The sequence below is a fragment of the Microbacterium sp. KR10-403 genome, assembly GCF_040196215.1.
Classification (GTDB): Bacteria; Actinomycetota; Actinomycetes; order Actinomycetales; family Microbacteriaceae; genus Microbacterium.
On record NZ_JBEGDC010000002.1, the window covers coordinates 93,399 to 109,813 of the forward strand.

Sequence of the window (16,415 nt, forward strand, 5' to 3'; positions counted from 1 at the left end):
CGCGCGCTTCAGCCGAAGAGCGCGGCGGCCTCGTCGTAGCGGTACTGCGGCACGGTGTTGAGCTCGCCGAGCGCCTCGTCGAACGAGACGCGCACGATGTCGGTGCCGCGCATCGCGACCATCTGCCCCCAGGCGCCCTCGACGATCGCGTCGGCGGCGTGCAGGCCCAGGCGGGTGGCGAGCACCCGGTCGAACGCCGACGGCGACCCGCCGCGCTGGATGTGGCCGAGCACGGTCGCACGGGTCTCGATGCCCGTGATCCGCTCGATCTCGGGCGCGATGACATCGCCGATGCCGCCCAGACGCGGGCGGTTGAAGGCGTCGAGCCCCTTGTCGCTGTATGCCTCGGTCATGCCGGTCAGGGTGAAGCCCTCGGACACGACGACGAGCGGCGCACGACCGCGGTCGTGGGCCTTGGTCACCAGGTCGCAGATCTCGTCGATCGACATCGGCACCTCGGGGATGCAGATGGCGTGCGCCCCGGCGGCCATGCCCGCGTGCAGGGCGATCCAGCCGACGTGCCGGCCCATGACCTCGGCGACCATGCAGCGCTGGTGCGAGTCGCCGGTGGTGCGCAGGCGGTCCATGGCCTCGGTCGCGATGTTCACCGCGGTGTCGAACCCGAACGAGTAGTCGGTCGCGCGCAGATCGTTGTCGATCGTCTTGGGCACGCCCAGCACGTTGATGCCGTCGTTGGCCAGGCGGTTGGCCGCCGCCAGCGTGCCCTCACCGCCGATCGCGATGATGCCGTCGATGCGGTGCCCGTAGAGCGTCTTCGCGATGTTCTCGGCGCCGCCGCGCGGCCCCTCGTAGGGGTTGGTGCGGCTGGTGCCGAGGATCGTCCCCCCGACCTTCGACAGGCCCTTCACGTCATGCCGGGTCAGCGGGAAGAAGTCGGCGTCGACGACGCCGCGCCATCCGTCGCGGATCCCCACGAACTCCATGTCGTACGCAGTCGTGCCCTTGAGCACCACACCGCGGATGACCGCGTTCAGTCCGGGGCAGTCGCCGCCGCTGGTCAGGATGCCGATCTTCATGCGCAGGTCCTTGCTTCGAGAGGGAGGGATGCCGGCGACGTCGCCACCCACGACACTACTGCCGCGCGCCCGGCCCTGCCACACGGCCCGGTCGGGCGTGTCACTGGCCGCCGAGGGCCTGCCGGGTCAGGTGCATGAGCGCCGACAGCTGCACCGAGTCGCTCGAGCCCGGCTCGACGACCTGGCCATCGAGCGCACGGGCCGCCAGGCCCTGCTTGGAGTCGATGAGCTCGGCGATCTTGGTGTCGATCGTGTGCGCGGCGATGATCCGCCACGCGGTGACCGGCTCGTCCTGGCCGATGCGGTGCACACGGTCGATCGCCTGCGTCTGCTCGGCGGCGGTCCAGCTGAGCTCGGCGAGCACGACGTTGGACGCGGCCTGCATGTTCAGGCCCACGCCGGCGGCGGTCAGCGAGCAGACCGCGAATCCGACGTCGGGGTCGTTGTTGAACGCGTCGATGGCCTCCTGGCGCGCGGGCGTGGACTGCTCGCCGCGGACCGAGACGTATCGGACGCCGGATGCCGCGAAGTGGGCCTCTGCGGCATCCATCACGTCGATGTGCTTCGCGAAGAAGACGACCTTGCCCACCGAGCGGTGCAGCTGCACGGCGTAATCGGCCGCGAGCTGCGCCTTGGCCTGACCGATGCGGCGCACCATCGTGAAGACGTTCTCGGAGCCGGTGCCGGCGGCCTTCGACTCGTCGAGCTCGTTCTGAGCGACCAGCCGCACGATGTCGTCGTCGATCTCGCCGGGGGCGAGTCCCCGGTCGCCGCGCGCCTCGATGATCCGGCGGTAGCGAGCGGCCAGGCGTGCGCCGAGCTCCTGCTCGGCCTGGCGGATCGAGCGTCCGTACTCGTCGTCCAGCTCGACGGGCAGGTCGGCGATGAGCTTGTCGGGCAGGTCTGCGGCGACATCCTTCTTCTTGCGCCGCACGATGCCCATCGAGATCACCGCGTCGCGGGCCTCGGGGTAGAAGGCCTTGTCGGCCGGCGTGAGCCCGGTGGCGTCGAGCTTCTCCATGAGCTCGGTGCCGGGCTTGGTGCCGTTCGTCCACCCGAGGAAGCGCCAGATCGCGTCGAAGTCCTCGACGTCGTTGATCAGCGGCGTACCGGTCAGCGCCAGCAGCAGCGGGTCGCGGACCTGCTCGCGGATGCTCGCGGCGAGCGCCAGCACGTTCTGCGAGCGCTGCGACGTGAGGTTCTTGATGAAGTGCGCCTCGTCGACGACGAGCCCCTTCAGCCCCAGGGTGCTCAGCCACGACAGGTGCCGGTCGAGGATCTCGTAGTTGATGATGAACACGTCGGCGAACGCGTCCACGTCCTCGCCGTCGCCCGAGATGACGGTCGCGCGCCGGTGCGGTGTCCACCGCTCGACCTCGCGTGCCCAGTTCATCTTGACGACGTTGGGGACCACCGCCAGCAGCGGGAAGGCATCGGCGACGGATGCCGCGAGCACCGACTCCGCCGTCTTGCCCAGGCCCGGCTCATCGGCGAGGAGGAAGGTGCGGTGACCGTCGCGGACGGCCTCGAGGAAGCGCGACTGGTGCGGCATGATCTCGCGCCCGCGAGGCGAGAGACGGTCGAACTCGGGGACCTCGGGCAGCTCCATGGTCGCCGCTCCCCCGCCGGCGCCGGACTCGAACGCCTTGTAGAGGGGGCCCATGAGCTCCCAGCTGTCGAGGCGCCGGCGCGGCGTCGTGGTCGGAGCGTGCAGGAGCAGGTCGGGCGCCAGGAACGGGTTCGACTCGCGCCGCGCCTCGATCTGCGGCGGCACCACCTGGCGCTCGGCGAGCGCGGCGGGCACCACGGGGGCTGCGGTGACGACCGGGGCGACGTCGGTGATGATGAGCTCGTCGGGGGCGAGCTCCGCCCCCGACTCGAGCAGCCAGTCGCGGCGCATGCGCTTGGCGACCGGCGAGGTCGCCTGATCGACCTCGAGCAGCTGGATCAGCGAGGTGTCGCGGGCGGCGGTCTTCGCGAGGATCGTCGCCACGCCGTCGAGGCGCTTGAGCAGCTCGGCGCGCGAGGAGTCGGCGATCTCGGTGTCGCCCTTGACCCGGGCGCGCTCTTCGCGCACCAGGAAGGCGATGACCTGGAACTTCACCCGGTTCGTGGGGCCGAGCTTGCCGCGCTGGGCCTTGGCTTCGACCTCGCGGACCTTGCGGGCGAGGATGGGGATGATGGGTGCCTCGTCGTCGCGACGTGCGGACGACGAGCGGCGGCGCGTCTGCGCGGGTGCCGTGGTCGGCATGCTCCTCCTGAGCGTGAGTGACCGGCTGCTGCGTTAACGCCGGAAACCGGTGGTTCGTGCAGGCCCCGCGACGGGAAGGCGAAGCCTGCGGAGCTGGGGCGGCGGCGAACATCACGCTTCTGCGCGTGCCGCTCCCCCGCTGGGTATTCTACGGCATCCGCGCAGAGATTTCGCGCACCGATGTCACGGCGCGCGGCGCAGCCGCAGGCTGTTGAGCACCACGAACACACTGGAGAACGCCATGGCCGCCCCCGAGATCATCGGGTTCAGCAGGCCGAGTGCCGCCAAGGGGATCGCTGCGACGTTGTACGCGAACGCCCAGAACAGGTTGCCGCGGATGATCGCCATCGTGCGACGGCTGAGCCGCACCGCATCGACGGCCGCATCCAGGTCGCTGCGCACGAGCGTGATGTCGCTGGCATGCATCGCCGCGTCGGTGCCCCCGCCCATGGCGATGCCGAGGTCGGCGGTCGCCAGCGCGGCGGCGTCGTTCACGCCGTCGCCGACCATCGCGACGCGGTGCCCCGCGCCCCGCAGGCGGACGATCTCGGCCACCTTCTGCTCGGGCAGGACACCCGCGATCACGTCGTCGATGCCCACCTCGGCGGCCACGGCCGCGGCGACCGTGGCGTTGTCGCCGGTCAGCAGGACGGTGCGCAGTGCCAGCGCGCGCAGGCGCGCGACCGCGTCCGCGCTCGTGGGCCGCACGGTGTCGGCGACGGTCAGCACGGCGCGCACCCGCGGCTGCTCACCGGGCTCGGCCCACCCGGCGACCACGGCGGTGCCGCGCTGCTCGGCGTGCTCCACCGCGGCGGCGAGGTCGGGCGGCACCGGGGCGCCCTGGGCGGTCGCGAACGACGGCCGTCCGGCGAACACCCGCCGCCCGTCGACGTCGCCCGTCACGCCGTGCCCGGCGTGGTTGCGGAACGCGTGCACGGCGGGCACGGCATCCACCGCCTCCGCTCCGTCCACGACGGCACGGGCCACGGGGTGCTCGGATCCGCCCTCGACGGCGGCGATGATCCTCAGCGCCTCGTCGCGGGAGGTGCCGGATGCCACGGCCACATCCACGAGCGTCATCCGGCCGCTCGTGACCGTGCCGGTCTTGTCGAGCACCACTGTGTCGATCTTCTCGGTCTGCTCAAGCGATTCGGGCCCGGTGATGAGGATGCCGAGCTGGGCGCCCCGCCCCGTGCCGACAAGGATCGCGATGGGGGTCGCAAGCCCCAGCGCGCACGGGCACGCGATGATGAGCACCGCGACCGCGGCGGTGAACCCCGCGGCGATCGGCTGCCCCGCCACGAGCCAGCCGATCAGGGTCAGCACGGCGAGCGCGATGACCACCGGGACGAACACGGCCGAGATGCGATCGGCCAGCCGCTGCACGCGGCTCTTGCCCGTCTGCGCGTCTTCGACCAGCCGCGCCATCTTCGCCAGGCGCGTGTCGTCGCCGACCGAGGTCGCCTCGATCAGCAGGCGCCCGTCGGCCACGATGGTGCCGCCGGTGGCGGCACCCCCCTCCGTCACGTCCACCGGGACGGACTCGCCGGTGAGCATGCTCTGATCGATCGATGCCGCGCCCTGGCGCACGATGCCGTCGGTGGCGACCTTCTCGCCCGGGCGGGTGACGAACACATCGCCCACGCGCAGGCGGTCGACGGGCACGCGGGTGCCGTCGGCGAGCTCGACGTCCTTGGCGCCGAGGGCCAGCAGCGCGTGCAGGGCGCTCCCTGCCCGCCGCTTCGAACGCTGCTCGATGAAGCGCCCCAGCAGCAGGAAGACGGTGACCGCCGAGGCGACCTCGAAATACACCATCGAGCCGGCCGGCGATCCGTCGGGCAGCAGCGAGAAGCCGTGCCGCATGCCGATCATGCCGGCAGTGCCGAACACGAGCGCCCAGACACTCCAGAGGTACGCGGCACCCGTGCCCAGCGTGATGAGCGTGTCCATCGTCATGGCGCCGTGACGCAGGTTCGCGAACGTCGCCCGGTGGAACGGCCAGCCGCCCCAGAGCACGACCGGCGTGGCCAGGACGAGCGAAGCCCACTGCCAGCCGGGGAACTGCCAGGCCGGCACCATGCCGAGCACGACCATCGGCAGCGCCAGGACCGCACTGACGATCAGGCGCGTGCGCAGGGTCGTGGCCCCGGGTGCGTCTTCGACGTCGTGCTGGTGGCCCTGGTGCTCGGGCATGCGCAGATGCGCGTCGTAGCCCGCCTGCCGCACCGCCTCGACGAGCCGCTGCTCATCGAGGCCGTCGGGGTAGCTCACCTTCGCCGACTCGGTGGCGAGGTTCACGGCGGCGTTCACGCCCTCGACGCTCTGCAGCCGCTTCTCGACGCGCGCGACGCAGCTCGCGCACGTCATCCCTTCGATGTCGAGGGTCGCCTCGCGGGTCATGACGCCTGACCGGCGAGCGCGTAGCCCGCCTCCTCCACGGCGGCGGCGACGGCCGACTCGGCCGCGACGCCGGTGACGGCGACCGTTCCCGCGGCGAGGTCGACGACCGCTTCATCCACACCGGGCACCGCCGAGACCTCGCGGGTCACGGCCTGCACGCAGTGGTTGCAGGTCATGCCGTCGACGCGATAGGTGGTGGTGCTCATGATTCCTCCGGTTCGTGGGTTCCGATCGTCTCAACGATATACCCCCTAGGGGTATTCCCGGGCCTAATCTGTGGACCGTGGACGACGAGGTGATGGATGCCACAGACCGCCGGCAGCGCCTGGTGCTGCTCATCGCGATCCTGGCCTCGTTCGTGTCGTTCCTCGACGGCACGGTGGTGACCGTCGCGCTGCCCGCGATCCAGCGCGACCTCGGCGGGGGCCTCGTCACCCAGCAGTGGGTGGTCGACGCCTACCTGATCACGCTCGGATCCCTCATCCTCGTCGCAGGCTCGCTGAGCGACGTCTTCGGCCGGGTCGTGGTGCTGCGTGCCGGGCTCATCGGCTTCGGCGCGGCATCCCTCGCCATCGCCGCCGCACCCGATCCCCTGTTCCTCGTGATCGCGCGGGGCGTGCAGGGTATCGCCGGCGCCCTGCTCGTGCCCAGCTCGCTGGCGCTGATCACCTCGACCTTCCGCGGCCCCGCGCAGTCGAAGGCGATCGGCACCTGGACCGGCGCGACCACCGCGGCGATGCTCGTGGGGCCCGTGCTCGGCGGCGTGTTCGTGGACCTGGTCTCGTGGCGTCTGGTGTTCCTCATCAACGTGCTGCCGATCGCGGTGACCCTCTGGCTGCTCGCGGTGCTACGGCAGCGCGACGTACGCGAGCCCGGTGCGACCGTGGATTGGGCCGGTGCCGTGCTGTGCACGGCGGGGCTGGCCGGCACGGTGTTCGCGCTCATCGAGCAGGAGCGCCTGGGCTGGGCCTCGCCGGCGATCTGGGCGCCGCTGGCCGGCGGCATCCTGTCCCTCTGCGGCTTCATCGTGCGGCAGCACCTCGCCCGCGCCCCGATGATGCCGCTGGGGCTGTTCCGGGTGCGCAACTTCTGGGCCGGCAACCTCGCGACCTGGTTCGTGTACGGCGCGCTCGGGCTGAACGGCCTCGCGCTCGGCGTCTATCTCCAGCAGGGCGCGGGACTGCCGGCGACGCTCGCGGGGCTGGCGAGCCTGCCGTCGACGGTCATCATGATCGTCTTCAGCTCGAAGATCGGCACCTGGGCGGGAACGGCCGGGCCCCGCCTGTTCATGACGATCGGCCCCCTGGTGATGGCGATCGGCACGGCGCTGCTGCTCACCGTGCGCGAGGACTTCGACTACTGGACCCAGGTGCTGCCCTCGGTCGTGCTGTTCGGGGTCGGGCTGACCGTGACCGTGGCACCGCTGACGGCGGCCGTGCTGGGCGCGATCGACCCGGCGCGCTCGGGCATCGCCTCGGCCGTCAACAACGCCGTCGCCCGGGTCGCGGGACTGATCATGGTCGCGCTCCTCGGGGTGATCGCAGGGGGCGCGCTCGACCTGTCCGGCTTCCACCGCACGGCGCTGGTGACCGCGGCGCTGCTGGCCGTCGGCGGGGTCATCTCGTTCGCGGGAATCCGCAACTCCGCGCCCCGTGCCGTGTGACGCTCACAGACTTCGGAGCATCACACCGACTCCGGATGCTTCCGGCGAAATCGTCCGAGGTTCGCTGCCTCCTCCGAACTCTGTGAGCGCCGCGCGCGGGATGCCGCGACTACAGCATGCTCTTCGGATGCCAGACCGTCTTCACCTCGGTGAAGGCCGCGATGCGCTCGGGCGAGGCCACCGGCTCCCCCGGCACGAGCACGCGCTTCAGCGTCTCGGCCGCGCGCATCTGCAGGTCGACCCAGTCGAGGTCTCCCGCGCCGGCGAGGTCGAGGGCGTTGACGTCGGCGTGGTCGGCCAGATGCGGCGCGATCTCGGCGGGCGAGCCGGTCAGCACGTTGACGACTCCGCCCGGCACGTCGCTCGTGGCGAGCACCTCGGCGAGGCTGATGGCCGACAGCGGATACCGCTCGCTGGCCACGACCACGACGCTGTTGCCGGCGACCAGTGCGGGCGCGACCGTGGCCGTGAGGCCGAGCAGCGCGCTGTCCTGCGGCGCGATGATCGCGACGACGCCGGTCGGCTCGGGTGCGGAGATGTTGAAGTACGCGCCCGCGACGGGGTTCAGCCCGCCGGCCACCTGCGCGTATTTGTCGCACCAGCCCGCGTACCAGACCCAGAGGTCGGTGGCGGCATCCACCTGCGCTCCCGCCACCGCGGCGGACACGCCCTCCTGCGCGACGATCTCATCGACGAACTGGGCCCGGCGGCCCTCGAGCAGCTCGGCGACCCGATACAGCACCTGCCCGCGGTTGTACGCGGTGGCGCCCGCCCAGCCCGCCACGGCGGACCGGCCCGCGCGCACGGCGTCACGGGCGTCCTTGCGCGAGGCCAGTGCCGCATTCGCCAGGAAGTCACCCTTCGCCGAGCGCACCTCGTAGGTGCGACCGGACTCGCTGCGCGGGAACGTGCCGCCGATCGCGAGCTTGTAGGTCTTGGGAACGGTGAGTCGGGCGCTCATCGGGCGACCTCCTTGCGGGTCTGCGCCGCGGCGACGGCCCTCGGTGCGGCACCGGCGGGCTTCAGGTACGCGGCCAGGCCGTGCCGGCCACCCTCGCGTCCGTAGCCCGACTCCTTGTAGCCGCCGAACGGCGACGCCGGATCGAATCGGTTGAAGGTGTTGGCCCACACGACGCCGGCGCGCAGCTTGTCGGCCACGGCGAGGATGCGCGAGCCCTTGTCGCTCCAGATGCCCGCCGACAGCCCGTACGGCGTGTTGTTGGCCTTCGCGATCGCCTCGGCGGGAGTGCGGAACGTCAGCACCGACAGCACCGGCCCGAACACCTCCTCGCGGGCGATGCGGTGGGATGCCTCGACCCCGGTGAACACGGTCGGGGCGAACCAGAATCCCTTGTCTGGGAGGGCGCAGTCGGCCGTCCAGCGCTGGGCTCCCTCTGCCTCGCCGGCATCGCTGAGCGTGCGGATGCGCTCGAGCTGCGCCGCGGAGTTGATGGCGCCGATGTCGGTGTTCTTGTCGAGCGGATCGCCCAGTCGCAGCGTCGCCAGCCGCGTCTTGAGCCGGTCGATGACCTCGTCGTGGATCGACTCCTGCACGAGCAGGCGGCTGCCCGCGCAGCACACGTGGCCCTGGTTGAAGAAGATGCCGTTGACGATCCCCTCGATCGCCTGGTCGATCGGCGCGTCGTCGAAGACGATGTTCGCCGCCTTGCCGCCCAGTTCGAGCGTCAGCGACTTCCCGGTGCCCGCGACGGCGCGCGCGATGTCGCGCCCGACCGCGGTGGATCCGGTGAACGCGACCTTGTCGACGTCGGGATGCCGCACCAGCGCCGCACCGCTCGCACCGGCGCCGGTCACGATGTTGACGACCCCGGGCGGCAGATCCGCCTGCTGCAGGATCTCAGCGAAGATCAGCGCCGACAGCGGCGTGGTCTCGGCGGGCTTGAGCACCACCGTGTTGCCGCTGGCCAGGGCCGGTGCGATCTTCCACGCGAGCATGAGCAGCGGGAAGTTCCAGGGGATCACCTGGCCCGCCACCCCCAGCCCGTGCGGGTCCGCGCCCAGGCCCGCGTAATCGAGCTTGTCGGCCCAGCCGGCGTAGTAGAAGAACCACGCGGCCACCAGCGGCACGTCGACGTCGCGGCTCTCCTTGATGGGCTTGCCGTTGTCGAGGCTCTCGGCCACGGCCAGCTCGCGGGCGCGCTCCTGCACGAGCCGCGCGATGCGGAAGAGGTACTTGCCGCGGTCGCGGCCGCTCATCTTCGCCCACACCTTCGTGTGCGCACGGCGGGCGGCGGCCACCGCCGCGTCGACATCGGCCTCGGATGCGCTCGCGATCTCGGCGATGCGCGATTCGTCGGCCGGTGAGATCGTCGTGAACGAGCCGCCGGTGCCGTCGACGAACTCGCCGTCGATGAAGAGCCCGTAGGCGTCCTTCAGGTGCAGGATGCCGCGCGATTCGGGCGCGGGCGCGTAGTCGAGGAATCCCATTCTTCGCCTCAATCCCCGTCTTTCAGTCGAGAGTCACGTAGTCGGGGCCGGAGTACCGGCCGGTCGTCATCTTCTGCCGCTGCAGCAGCACGTCATTGAGCAGGCTCGACGCGCCGAACCGGAACAGGTGCGGCTGCAGCCACTCCTCGCCGACGGTCTCGGCGACGGTGACGAGGTATTTCACCGCGTCCTTCGACGTGCGGATGCCGCCGGCGGGCTTCACCCCGATGCGCTCGCCGGTGAGCCGGTGCCAGTCGCGCACGACCTCGAGCATGAGCAGCGTCACCGGCAGCGTCGCCGCGGGCTGCACCTTGCCGGTGGACGTCTTGATGAAATCGCCGCCGGCGAGGATCGCGAGCCACGAGGCCCGCTTGACGTTGTCGTAGGTGTTCAGCTCGCCGGTCTCGAGGATGACCTTGAGCGCCGCCGAACTGCCGTCGTCGCGCCGGCAGGCCTGCTTGACCTGGACGATCTGGTCGAAGACCGTCGAGTAGTCGCCGGCGAGGAATGCGCCCCGGTCGATCACCATGTCGATCTCGTCGGCGCCGGCCTCCACCGCGTCGCGCGTGTCGGCGAGCTTCACCGCCAGCGACGCGCGTCCGCTGGGGAACGCCGTCGCCACGGCCGCGACGCCGATGCCGCCCTCGTCGGGGTCGCCGTGACGATCTCCGAGCGCGGCGATCGCGTGCGGCACCATGTCGCCGTACACGCAGACAGCGGCGACCGTCGGGCAGTCGGGGTCCATCGCGTCGGGGTGCTGCGCCTTCGCGACGAGCGAACGCACCTTGCCAGGCGTGTCCGCCCCCTCCAGCGTCGTCAGGTCGATGAGGCCGACGATGCGGTCCAGCGCCCACTTCTTCGAGGTCGTCTTGATCGAGCGGGTGCCCATCGCCGCCGCACGCTGCTCGAGGCCGACGGCGTCGACGCCGGGCAGCCCGTGCAGAAAGCGCCGCAGGGTGTCGTCGTCCGGGGCACCGCCGAGGATGTCGACGGCGGTCCGGCGGCTGAGTTCGCGTGTGGTCATCGGTCCTCCTGTGATGACGGGGCGGGGGATGCCGCCAACAGCGCGTCGACGAGCGCGTCCGGGGTGATCCCCCGGCGTCGCGCCTCGTCCTCCAGTCGCGATGCGGCGGTGTGGGACAGTGTGCCGGGGCGGTCGTCGGGCATCAGCAGCGACATCACCGGCACGACGATCGCGCCGAGCGCGACGAGGATCGATACGATGCCGAGCGAGCGCGTGTAGCCGTCCCAGCTCCAGGCGTCGCCGTTCCAGAAGGCGAAGACGTACATCGCGGTCGCAAGGGCGAGGACCGCGAGAGTGATGACGAGCCCGATGCGCACCGCCGCACGACGGCGGTCCGCCAACAGCAGCAGCAGGCTCGCCAGGGCGAAGGCGATCGCGAGCGCGACCCCGGTGCCGATGATCCTGTTCACGGTGTCCCAGGCATCGCCGGGGATCGTGTCCTGGAACCACACCGTCCAGACGACGATGAGGCCGGCGAGCGCCGACACGGCGACGCCGATCACGCCGAAGAGCTGCTGCGCGCGTCCGAGCAGGGTGGCGCAGCACAGCACCGCGAGGCTGAAGGCCCCGACCACGGAGGTCGTGGCGAGGATCCGGGATCCGATGTCGCCGAGATTCCCGCCGAGCAGCACGACGATGCCGCCGATCGCGGCCAGCGAGAACGCGACGACGATGACCACCACGACGACGCGTCGCAGACGCGTCACCGGCGCGGGTGTGATGACGGTCATGGGTCCTCCCCGGTGAACGCGAGCCGTGTGCTCAGCGGTCACGATCACCGTACACAGATCGCGGGCGCTTGTGCGCGGTTTCAGCGGAGCAGTTCCCGCACGCGCCGCACGTCGTCGGACATCTGGGCCTTCAGCGCGTCGATGCCGTCGAAGGCCACCATGCCCCGCACCCGGTGGGTGAACTCGATCTCCACGTGATGGCCGTACAGGTCGAGATCGGTCTCGTCGAGCACGTACGCCTCGACGACGCGCCGCGGCACATCGTCGAAGGTCGGATTGGTGCCGACGCTGATGGCCGCGGGATAGCGGATGCCGCGGCGCAGTCCGTCACGCGGAGCCTCGTCGACGAGCCAGCCGGCGTAGACGCCGTCGGCGGGGACGAATCCCTCCATGTCGGGCGACAGGTTCGCCGTGGGAAAGCCCAGTTCACGTCCGCGCTTCAGACCGTGCACGACCTCGCCCCACACCGCATGCGACCGGCCGAGCAGGCGGGTCGCGGCCTCGACGTCGCCCGCGCGGAGCGCCTCTCGGACCCAGGTGGACGACACGCGCCGCTCCGAGGTGATCGCGCGCACGTCGTCGATGACATCGACCCGGTAGCCGTGCCGGGGAGCCAGGCGCTCCAGCAGCTCCGGACTCCCGGCGCCGCCGCGCCCGAAGCGGAAGTCGCGCCCCACCATCACGGTCTGCACGCCCAGTGCCGTCACGAGGACGTTCTCGATGAACTCCTCGGCCGGCTGCGCGGCCATCGCCGCGTCGAACGTCAGCACCAGGGTGGCGTCGATGCCCGTCTCGTCGAGCAGCTGCAGCTTCTGATGCAGGCCGGTCACGTCTTCGGGGCAGATCTCCGGCCGGAGGGTCGCCAGCGGGTTGCGGTCGAAGGTGACGGCGACGACCTGGACGCCGCCGGCCGCGGCATCCACCTTCGCCCTCTCCAGGATCGCGCGGTGCCCGGCATGCACGCCGTCGAACTTGCCGATGGCCACCACGGACGGGCCGAAGCCCGCCGGCACGTCGGCCGGATCGCGGAAGACGCGCATCAGGCGGCCACCGCGGGTTCGCTCGTGGATGCCGCGACCGGGCGGTGCGAGAACAGCCACCACAGACCCAGGAACGGCAGCACGAGCGGGATGAAGACATAGCCCATCCCGTAGAACGACCACACCGTCGCCTCGGGGAAGAGGTCGGGGCGCACCAGGCTCAGCGTGCCGATCGAGAGCACGCCCACGAGCTCGAAGCCGATCGCCACCCACGCGATGCGATACCAGACCCGTGACGCCGAGAAGATGAGCGCGAGCGTGGCGAGGATGTACACCACGGCCGACACCCCCGACAGCGTGAACGCCAGGGGCGCGTGGTGGAAGCGCTCGATGATCTGCACGACCGAGCGGCCGGTGGCGCCCAGGGCGAGGATGGCGTAGACGACGACGAGGACGCGACCGATACCGGTCATGCGGCGGGGGCGGGAAGGCGAAGACATGACCATCCGATCCTACGTCCATCGGGTGACGGCACCGGCTCCGGGCGATGATCGATCACATCGGTCACATACACCTCGTGAGCATCAGAGGTAGACAGACACACCGTGCGATGACAATATTCCAATGCGACACATCGTCGCTCCGTATCCGTTTCGTCGAAGTGCCGCCCATGCTCCCCTCCCGCTTCATCCTCGCCGCCGTCGGCACCGCCGTCGCCCTCGTCCTCGGGGTCACGGCCCCCGCCGCCGGCGCGACCGCCGCTCCACGCGTCGCCGCTGCGACCGAGGCGACGCCGCCGCAGGCGACCACGTTCACGACACCGCTGAAGAAGGCCTACTCGATCTCGTCGTACTACGGCGCCCGGTGCATGCCGGTCGCGGGCGCATCGACGTTCCATCTCGGCGTGGACCTGGCCGCGCCCACCGGCACGCCGATCTACGCGGTCGCCGCGGGCGTTGTCGTCGCCACGGTCGACGGCACCTCGTCTCAGGCCGGGTACATCAAGATCCGGCACCGGGTCGGCGCCGTCACGTATACGTCGTTCTACTACCACATCTGGGATTCGACGACCCACGTCACCGTCGGCGAGGTCGTCAAGGCCGGGCAGCGGATCAGCGAGGTGGGCTCGAGCGGCAGGGTCAGCGGGCCGCATCTGCATCTGGAGATCTGGAAGGGCGAGCCGGGGTCGGCGACATCGTTGGATCCTGCCCCCTTCATGAAGAAGCACGGCGTCGACCTCTACGGCGCGGCCACAGCGATCTTCGCCACGCGCGCCCCGGCGACCTGCACCTACTACACGACCACCCTGGTGAACTTCCGCACCGGGCCGTCGACGTCCTCCCCGGTCATCCGCGCGCTGCCCGCGGCCACCAAGGTCGTGCACGTGCCGGGGGCGGCGACGGGCGGCTACCTGCCGGTCACCGTGGGCTCGACCAAGGGGTGGATCTCGTCGTCGTATCTCTCGCCCGACAAGCCCGTCGTCGCGACACCCGCACCGGCACAGGCGACGACCGGCACGACGACGCCCGCGAAGACGGCGAAGCCGGCGACGAGCTACAAGACCACCGCCGCCCTGAACCTGCGCGCGACGGCGTCGCTGAACGGAAAGGTGCTCCTCGTGCTCCCGCGCGGCGCCGCCGTCGGCACGGTCAAGGGCACCTCGGGCACGTGGCGCAAGATCACCTACAAGAAGAAGACCGGCTGGGTCTCGTCCGCCTATCTGACCGCCGCGTCGAGCGCGACGACATCGTCTTCGGTGACGAAGACGACCCCGAAGAAGGCGACGACCTACCAGACCACGGCCGCGCTGAACCTGCGGAAGTCCGCGTCGCTGACCGGCGCTCGCATCCTGGTCATCCCCCGCGGCGCGAACGTCGGCACCGTGAAGGCCAGCAACGGCGTGTGGCGAAAGATCACCTACAAGAAGCACACGGGCTGGGTGTCGTCCGCATATTTGAAGAAGGGCTAGCTCACGCGCCCTGAATCGTCCAGATGACGTGCATGCGCCACACCATGACCGCCACCGCGAGTGCGGCGATGCCCATGATCACGGTGCTCCACCGGCTGCGCTCCAGCAGCGCCCACACCACACCCGCCGGCGGCAGCAGCGCGGCGGACACCAGGTAGACCCAGAACTCGAGCAGGCTGCCCGACGGCGGATTGCCCGCCAGGGGCGCGACGATCGCGATGACGATCTGCGCGATCAGCAGCAGTTCGAGCAGCGCCAGTGCCCCGACGGTGACGTCACCGGGCCGCCGGCCGGCCAGGCCCAGCACGACCCCGATCAGCCCCGCGGCGACAGCCACGACGACGGTGACGATGGTGAACCACAGGATCATGGATGCTGCTCCTCGGGCATGTTCATGATGCTCTTGACCTCTGCACCACGACGCTCGATGATGCCGATCAGCTCGCCGTCGGGGTCGATGGCGGCGGCACGGGGCCCCGTGAAGGCACGCCCGAGGCTCGCCACCCGCTTGCCCTGGCGCAGAGCACGCGCCTGTTCGGGGTCGGCGAGCGCTTCGGGAAGCACGTGCAGCGCCGCCCGCGCCGGCGCCATCAGCCCGTCGGCCGCGATGTCGTCGACGGCGACGGCATCCTTCACGGCGAACTCGCCGATCCGCGTGCGCCGCAACGATGTCAGATGCGCACCGACCCCGAGGGCGGCGCCGAGATCGCGTGCGAGCGCACGGACATAGGTGCCGCTCGAGCAGGAGACGGCGACGTCGAGGTCGAGGCATCCCTCGTCCGCCGGACGTGCGGCGCGCAGCAGGAAGGCCGAGACGGTGACCTCGCGGGCCGCGAGCTCGACGTCGACCCCCTCGCGGGCGAGGTCGTATGCCCGACGGCCGTTCACCTTGATCGCGGAGACGCGGCTGGGCACCTGCGAGATGCGCCCGGTCAGCCGCGCCATCTCCGCGTCGAGCTGCTCGCGGGAGACCGCCGCGACGGCGGACGCCGGCGCCCGGCCGGTCACCTCGCCGTCGGCGTCGTCGGAGTCGGTCGACACTCCGAGCCGGATCGTGGCGAGGTAGTCCTTGTCGAGGCCGACGATGTAGGTGAGCAGGCGCGTGGCCGGCCCCACGCCGAGGATCAGCAGGCCGGTGGCCATCGGATCGAGCGTGCCGGCGTGACCGATCTTGCGCGTGTTCAGCGCCCGCCGGGCGCGGGCGACCACGTCGTGGCTGGTGATCCCGCCCGGCTTGTCGACGAGCAGGATGCCGTTCGGAGCTGCCATCAGCAGGAGTCCCGATAGACCTGGACGGGATGCTGCGGGTCCGTGACGTCCACCAGCGCCGAGGCGTGCTGCACCGGCTCATCGCGCAGGTACGACAGCTCGACGCGCGTGTGCGGAGCCTCCAGGGAGCGGCCGGGCCGCAGGGCCAGCACCCGGTCGGAGATCTCGAGCCAGACCGAGAAGTGCCAGATCCCCCGCATGGCCGGCGTGGTCAGAAACGGTCCGTCGACGACGAGGACGGCGTCGTCGCCCGCGGTGACCCAGCGCGCCTCGGCCGGCTGGTCGCGCTGCTCGTCCCAGGCCTGCAGCTGGAAGCCGGTCGTCGCAGAGGTGTGCGCGGCGTTGCGGAACGGGTCGACGAGCACGCGGCGGAACGTCTCCTCGTCGAACCAGGCGGGCTCGCGCTCGGTGGTGCGCCGCCGCTCGCGCGGAATGAGGAAGCCGTCGGCCGAGGCACGGAAGACGTCGGACCCGTCTTCGGCGCAGATCGCGGCGAACGCGTCGGCGAAGGCCGCCGTCGGCGTGGAGGGCAGGGCGTCCACCGCCACCAGCAGGCGCCCGCCCGCGTGGTGCTGCCGCAGCTGGCCGCGCAGCTCGCGCAGCAACATGTTCGCGGGGGTGATCGGCAGGCGCATGCCCTCAG

Annotated in this window: 15 protein-coding genes; 2 read left to right on the top strand and 13 right to left on the bottom strand. The window is 71.0% G+C overall.

Features of this window, described 5'->3' with window-relative positions; translation table 11 throughout:
- Nucleotides 1-8 precede the first annotated feature (8 nt).
- The 4 genes from ABMQ42_RS04225 to ABMQ42_RS04240 all read right to left on the bottom strand — a co-directional run bounded on the left by ABMQ42_RS04225 (nt 9) and on the right by ABMQ42_RS04240 (nt 5,894).
- Nucleotides 9-1,037, bottom strand: a complete 1,029-nt coding sequence (locus ABMQ42_RS04225; RefSeq protein WP_349721611.1) for an ATP-dependent 6-phosphofructokinase — start codon at nt 1,035-1,037, stop codon at nt 9-11.
- Between the two features lie 100 nt (nt 1,038-1,137).
- Entirely contained in the window at nt 1,138-3,288 is a 2,151-nt protein-coding gene (locus ABMQ42_RS04230) for a DEAD/DEAH box helicase (protein ID WP_349721612.1), read from the bottom strand.
- Nucleotides 3,289-3,471: 183 nt separating this feature from the next.
- The gene (locus ABMQ42_RS04235) at nt 3,472-5,688 is read right to left on the bottom strand and encodes a heavy metal translocating P-type ATPase (RefSeq protein ID WP_349721613.1); all 2,217 of its coding nucleotides are present in this window, start codon (nt 5,686-5,688) and stop codon (nt 3,472-3,474) included.
- Nucleotides 5,685-5,894 (bottom strand): heavy-metal-associated domain-containing protein, encoded by a 210-nt coding sequence (locus ABMQ42_RS04240; protein ID WP_349721614.1) that lies wholly within the window; start codon nt 5,892-5,894, stop codon nt 5,685-5,687. Before ABMQ42_RS04240 ends, ABMQ42_RS04235 begins: the two co-directional genes overlap by 4 nt.
- A 92-nt stretch (nt 5,895-5,986) precedes the next feature.
- Here ABMQ42_RS04240 and ABMQ42_RS04245 point away from each other — a divergent pair, with 92 nt between their 5' ends.
- Nucleotides 5,987-7,351: an MFS transporter gene (locus tag ABMQ42_RS04245; RefSeq protein ID WP_349722073.1), complete on the top strand. Its 1,365-nt coding sequence runs from the start codon at nt 5,987-5,989 to the stop codon at nt 7,349-7,351.
- 109 nt (nt 7,352-7,460) lie between these two features.
- On the opposite strand, the gene ABMQ42_RS04250 is transcribed toward ABMQ42_RS04245, so the two are convergent.
- The 6 genes from ABMQ42_RS04250 to ABMQ42_RS04275 all read right to left on the bottom strand — a co-directional run bounded on the left by ABMQ42_RS04250 (nt 7,461) and on the right by ABMQ42_RS04275 (nt 13,034).
- On the bottom strand, nt 7,461-8,312 hold the full coding sequence (locus ABMQ42_RS04250) for an aldehyde dehydrogenase family protein (RefSeq protein WP_349721615.1): 852 nt from the start codon (nt 8,310-8,312) through the stop codon (nt 7,461-7,463).
- Entirely contained in the window at nt 8,309-9,799 is a 1,491-nt protein-coding gene (locus ABMQ42_RS04255) for an aldehyde dehydrogenase family protein (protein WP_349721616.1), read from the bottom strand. Before ABMQ42_RS04255 ends, ABMQ42_RS04250 begins: the two co-directional genes overlap by 4 nt.
- Before the next feature lie 22 nt (nt 9,800-9,821).
- Nucleotides 9,822-10,823, bottom strand: a complete 1,002-nt coding sequence (gene deoC / locus ABMQ42_RS04260; protein WP_349721617.1) for a deoxyribose-phosphate aldolase — start codon at nt 10,821-10,823, stop codon at nt 9,822-9,824.
- Entirely contained in the window at nt 10,820-11,554 is a 735-nt protein-coding gene (locus ABMQ42_RS04265; RefSeq protein ID WP_349721618.1) for a hypothetical protein, read from the bottom strand. Before ABMQ42_RS04265 ends, deoC begins: the two co-directional genes overlap by 4 nt.
- An 80-nt stretch (nt 11,555-11,634) precedes the next feature.
- The gene (locus tag ABMQ42_RS04270; protein ID WP_349721619.1) at nt 11,635-12,594 is read right to left on the bottom strand and encodes a bifunctional riboflavin kinase/FAD synthetase; all 960 of its coding nucleotides are present in this window, start codon (nt 12,592-12,594) and stop codon (nt 11,635-11,637) included.
- Entirely contained in the window at nt 12,594-13,034 is a 441-nt protein-coding gene (locus ABMQ42_RS04275; protein ID WP_349721620.1) for a hypothetical protein, read from the bottom strand. The genes ABMQ42_RS04270 and ABMQ42_RS04275 overlap by 1 nt, the downstream gene beginning before the upstream one ends.
- A gap of 170 nt (nt 13,035-13,204) precedes the next feature.
- Here ABMQ42_RS04275 and ABMQ42_RS04280 point away from each other — a divergent pair, with 170 nt between their 5' ends.
- Nucleotides 13,205-14,503, top strand: coding sequence for an SH3 domain-containing protein (locus ABMQ42_RS04280; RefSeq protein WP_349721621.1), 1,299 nt, complete (start codon nt 13,205-13,207; stop codon nt 14,501-14,503).
- A 1-nt stretch (nt 14,504) separates the two neighbouring features.
- Here ABMQ42_RS04280 and ABMQ42_RS04285 read toward each other — a convergent pair whose 3' ends face one another.
- Genes ABMQ42_RS04285 through ABMQ42_RS04295 form a run of 3 tightly spaced genes read right to left on the bottom strand, consistent with a single transcriptional unit; the run spans nt 14,505 to nt 16,407 of the window.
- Nucleotides 14,505-14,873: a hypothetical protein gene (locus tag ABMQ42_RS04285; protein WP_349721622.1), complete on the bottom strand. Its 369-nt coding sequence runs from the start codon at nt 14,871-14,873 to the stop codon at nt 14,505-14,507.
- Nucleotides 14,870-15,772, bottom strand: a complete 903-nt coding sequence (gene truB / locus ABMQ42_RS04290; protein WP_349721623.1) for a tRNA pseudouridine(55) synthase TruB — start codon at nt 15,770-15,772, stop codon at nt 14,870-14,872. Before truB ends, ABMQ42_RS04285 begins: the two co-directional genes overlap by 4 nt.
- Nucleotides 15,772-16,407 carry a nucleoside/nucleotide kinase family protein gene (locus ABMQ42_RS04295; RefSeq protein WP_349721624.1) on the bottom strand — a complete coding sequence of 212 codons (636 nt, stop codon included), beginning with the start codon at nt 16,405-16,407 and terminating at the stop codon, nt 15,772-15,774. The genes truB and ABMQ42_RS04295 overlap by 1 nt, the downstream gene beginning before the upstream one ends.
- Between the last annotated feature and the right edge of the window lie 8 nt (nt 16,408-16,415).

What these genes read in the sequence shown, in the direction of transcription:
- ABMQ42_RS04225 (WP_349721611.1), bottom strand. Translation starts at nt 1,037, where the DNA reads ATGAAGATCGGCATCCTGACCAGCGGCGGCGACTGCCCCGGACTGAAC.
- ABMQ42_RS04240 (WP_349721614.1), bottom strand. Translation starts at nt 5,894, where the DNA reads ATGAGCACCACCACCTATCGCGTCGACGGCATGACCTGCAACCACTGC.
- ABMQ42_RS04230 (WP_349721612.1), bottom strand. Translation starts at nt 3,288, where the DNA reads ATGCCGACCACGGCACCCGCGCAGACGCGCCGCCGCTCGTCGTCCGCA.
- ABMQ42_RS04280 (WP_349721621.1), top strand. Translation starts at nt 13,205, where the DNA reads ATGCTCCCCTCCCGCTTCATCCTCGCCGCCGTCGGCACCGCCGTCGCC.
- ABMQ42_RS04250 (WP_349721615.1), bottom strand. Translation starts at nt 8,312, where the DNA reads ATGAGCGCCCGACTCACCGTTCCCAAGACCTACAAGCTCGCGATCGGC.
- ABMQ42_RS04270 (WP_349721619.1), bottom strand. Translation starts at nt 12,594, where the DNA reads ATGCGCGTCTTCCGCGATCCGGCCGACGTGCCGGCGGGCTTCGGCCCG.
- truB (WP_349721623.1), bottom strand. Translation starts at nt 15,772, where the DNA reads ATGGCAGCTCCGAACGGCATCCTGCTCGTCGACAAGCCGGGCGGGATC.
- ABMQ42_RS04245 (WP_349722073.1), top strand. Translation starts at nt 5,987, where the DNA reads ATGGATGCCACAGACCGCCGGCAGCGCCTGGTGCTGCTCATCGCGATC.
- ABMQ42_RS04235 (WP_349721613.1), bottom strand. Translation starts at nt 5,688, where the DNA reads ATGACCCGCGAGGCGACCCTCGACATCGAAGGGATGACGTGCGCGAGC.
- ABMQ42_RS04285 (WP_349721622.1), bottom strand. Translation starts at nt 14,873, where the DNA reads ATGATCCTGTGGTTCACCATCGTCACCGTCGTCGTGGCTGTCGCCGCG.
- ABMQ42_RS04295 (WP_349721624.1), bottom strand. Translation starts at nt 16,407, where the DNA reads ATGCGCCTGCCGATCACCCCCGCGAACATGTTGCTGCGCGAGCTGCGC.
- ABMQ42_RS04275 (WP_349721620.1), bottom strand. Translation starts at nt 13,034, where the DNA reads ATGTCTTCGCCTTCCCGCCCCCGCCGCATGACCGGTATCGGTCGCGTC.
- deoC (WP_349721617.1), bottom strand. Translation starts at nt 10,823, where the DNA reads ATGACCACACGCGAACTCAGCCGCCGGACCGCCGTCGACATCCTCGGC.
- ABMQ42_RS04265 (WP_349721618.1), bottom strand. Translation starts at nt 11,554, where the DNA reads ATGACCGTCATCACACCCGCGCCGGTGACGCGTCTGCGACGCGTCGTC.
- ABMQ42_RS04255 (WP_349721616.1), bottom strand. Translation starts at nt 9,799, where the DNA reads ATGGGATTCCTCGACTACGCGCCCGCGCCCGAATCGCGCGGCATCCTG.